Here is a 3,250-nt window from a genome sequence, read left to right on the forward strand (position 1 = left end):
CAAGGCCCTGCCCGCCCCCGACTTCACGCTCACGGCAGGCACCGGCCGAAAGCCCACGACCCCGCAGGAAGAACTCCTCTGCGAGATCTTCGCGAGAGTGCTGGGTGTGGAGCGGGTCAGCGTCGATGACGACTTCTTCGCCCTCGGCGGGCACTCATTGCTGGCCGCCGAGCTCGTCAGCCGGGTTCGGGCGGAGATGGGAGTCGAGGCCGAGATCCGGGCTCTGTTCGAGGCGCCAACCGTAGCCGGGTTCGCGCAGCAGATCGGGAACACAAAGTCAACCAGGCCGACCCTGCGCCCGATGCGTGACCGGCGGAACCGATGACTGCCGACTGACGAGCCCCCGGGCCCGGCCAGTCAAGGGGTACCGATGGCCAATCGGCCGCCGCATCCGACCCCGGTCGGGCGTGGCGGCCGTACGCGCTTCCGGACCCTTCGGACCATGACGGGCCCCTGTTCAAGTGCCGCTCGGCCGCACTTGCACAGGAAGATTCTGTCGGCGGGGCGCGCTCGTGGGGCGGGCCTGCGAGGTCCGGGAATGGGCCCGAATGATCGGCAGCCACAGGACCGGGCAGGCAGCGTCGCTCGCCGCTGTGACCGGCTCTTTTGGATCACCCGGGACACAGCTGGAGGGAGAGGCTGTCATACCGAATCTGGCTGCCAGGAACACCATGCAGGGTTCGAAAAAGCCGGGGCACCGGCGGTGCCCCGGCCGCAGGCACCAGCCGACGGTGATCATTGATCGTCGTGTGGGCCTGGGAGATAGTGGGTCGCGTTGAGCCGTGGTGGATCGCCGATAAGCCTCCATCGGACGGTGCGGGTGTTCAACGGGAACAGCCGTCACCGTCATCTATGGCACCATCCCACTGGTTTGCTTCATGGAAGGGAATGCGTCGTGGCGAATCTGTTCCACGATCCGGGTTCCGGCTGCCTGGGTCTGGTCGACGACGGGGGACGGCATTCCGTCTGGTCGGCCGTCGCCACGGCGCTCGACGGCTGGACCGGTTCACGGCGATGGAAGTGAAATAGTCGGCAGCTGTGCCACGGCCCGGTCGTGGTCGATGGCCTCGACCGTCTGCTCGGCAGGCCCTTGCATGGCGAGGCGCGGACATACGCAGGGCATGCCGAGTGCGGAGATCCAATGACCACTCCTTAGGCAGCACCCCAGCCGACTCGGTCAATCGCGCCGACCTCCTGGGCTCGGCAAGCCGTGAATTCGCTTACCGAGGGCGCGAGATACCGCATGCCCGTAGGCGGCAGGCTCTGCATCCAAAGGGCACTTGCACAGCAGCCTGAATATCAAAAGTCAGACTAGGCCGACGTTGCGGCCAGGACGTAACCAGGAGGGGTCCTGATGTTTCCGTTGTCCTTTGCGCAGCGTCGGTTGTGGTTCGTTGATCAGTTGGAGGGGCCGAGCGCGACGTACAACCTTCCTGTGGCGCTGCGTTTGTCGGGTCGGGTGAATGCCGGGGCGTTGAATGCGGCGCTGAGGGATGTTATCGGGCGTCATGAAGTGTTGCGCACGGTGTACGGGCTTACGGGCGGTGAGCCTTTTCAGCGGATTCTTGCTCTGGAGGAGCTGGACTGGGAGTTGTCGCTGGCCGAGGTGGGCTCGTCGGCTGGTTTGGAGGGTGCGGTCGGTGACGCGGCGCGGTATGTGTTCGATCTTGCGGCGGAGGTGCCGATTCGGGCTTGCCTGGTTTCGGCTGGGCCGGAGGATCACGCTCTGGTTTTGACTATTCATCACATTGCTGGTGATGGGTGGTCGATGGGGCCGTTGGGGCGTGATGTGTCGGTTGCTTATGCGGCGCGTTGTTCGGGCCGGGCTCCGGGGTGGGAGCCGCTTCCGGTGCAGTATGCCGATTATGCGCTGTGGCAGCGGGAGATGCTGGGTGAGGCGGGCGATCCGGAGAGCGTGCTGGCGATTCAGCTGGCTTACTGGCGTGGCGTGTTGGCCGGCGCTCCGGAGGAGTTGGGGCTGCCCTTTGACCGGGCGCGTCCGGTGCTGGCGAGTGGCCGTGGTCATCGGGTGCCGCTGGAGATTCCGTCCGGGGTGCATGCGCGGGTCGTGGAGCTGGCGCGGGCCGAGGGTGTGACCGTGTTCATGGTGCTGCAGGCCGCGCTTGCGGTGCTGCTGTCCCGGCTGGGCGCTGGTACGGACATCCCCATCGGTTCGGCGAGCGCGGGCCGTACGGACGAGGCGCTGGACGACCTGGTCGGGTTCTTCGTCAACTCCCTGGTGCTGCGTACGGATCTGTCGGGTGATCCGTCTTTCCGTGAGGTGCTGGGCCGGGTTCGGGAGGCGGGTCTGTCGGCGTTTGATCATCAGGATGTGCCGTTCGAGCGTCTGGTCGAGGAGCTGGCGCCGGTCCGTGCGAGGGCGCGGCACCCTCTGTTTCAGGTGATGCTTTCGCTCAACAACACGGGGGAGGCGTCGCTGAGTCTGCCGGGCCTGGAGACGGCGGGTATGGCGAGCGGGCTTTCTGCGGCGAAGTTCGACCTTGAGATGGACATCCGGGAGGAGTTCGATGCGGCCGGGGCGCCGGCTGGGTTGCGTGGCTGGCTGATCGGGGCGGCGGATCTGTTCGATGTGGAGTCGGTCGAGCGGGTTGTGGTGTGGTGGGAGCGGGTGGTGCGGACACTGGCCGACGAACCGCAGCTGCGTCTGAGCCGAGTTGACGTGCTCGATGATGTGGAACGTCGTCGGGTGCTGACGGAGTGGAATGACACGGCTGTTGATGTTGCTCCGTTGACGTTGCCGGAGTTGTTTGAGGCTCGTGTGGCGGAGTCGCCTGGTGCGGTTGCTGTGGTGTTTGAGGGTGTTGAGGTTTCGTATGGTGAGTTGGATGCGCGGGCGAATCGTCTGGCCCGGCATCTGATTGCGCTTGGTGTGGGCCCTGAGTGTGTGGTCGGGGTGTGTCTTGAGCGTGGTGTTGAGATGGTGGTGGCGCTACTGGCCGTGGTGAAGGCTGGTGGTGCCTACCTCCCGGTGGATCCGGAGTATCCGGCGGAGCGGGTCGGGTATGTGCTGGAGGCGGCTGGCGCGTCCGTTGTCGTGACCACGGATGCGTTGGCGGGTGTGCTGCCTGCGGGTGTGGGCCGGGTGCTGGTGGAGGACCCGGCGATTGCGGGGCTCGCCGGTGATGCGGTTGAGCGTGTGGTGTTGGCGGGGCATCCGGCGTATGTGATTTTCACGTCGGGTTCGACGGGGCGTCCCAAGGGTGTGGTGGTTTCGCATGCGGGGATTGTG

The 3,250-nt window shown here is 65.9% G+C and carries 3 protein-coding genes and 1 pseudogene; all 4 read left to right on the forward strand.

Features of this window, described 5'->3' with window-relative positions; genetic code table 11:
- Positions 1 to 325, forward strand: a 325-nt coding sequence (locus ABT084_RS37760; protein ID WP_351054344.1) for a phosphopantetheine-binding protein, incomplete at its 5' end; no start/stop codon positions are given.
- A 570-nt stretch (positions 326 to 895) separates the two neighbouring features.
- Entirely contained in the window at positions 896 to 1,024 is a 129-nt protein-coding gene (locus tag ABT084_RS37765) for a hypothetical protein (protein ID WP_351054346.1), read from the forward strand.
- A 330-nt stretch (positions 1,025 to 1,354) separates the two neighbouring features.
- Positions 1,355 to 2,695, forward strand: a pseudogene (locus ABT084_RS37770) (condensation domain-containing protein); the annotation flags it as partial.
- Between the two features lie 84 nt (positions 2,696 to 2,779).
- Positions 2,780 to 3,250, forward strand: a 471-nt coding sequence (locus ABT084_RS38125) for an AMP-binding protein (RefSeq protein WP_502969304.1), incomplete at its 3' end; no start/stop codon positions are given.

Source organism: Streptomyces sp. NPDC002138 (assembly GCF_040296485.1).
Lineage (GTDB): Bacteria > Actinomycetota > Actinomycetes > Streptomycetales > Streptomycetaceae > Streptomyces.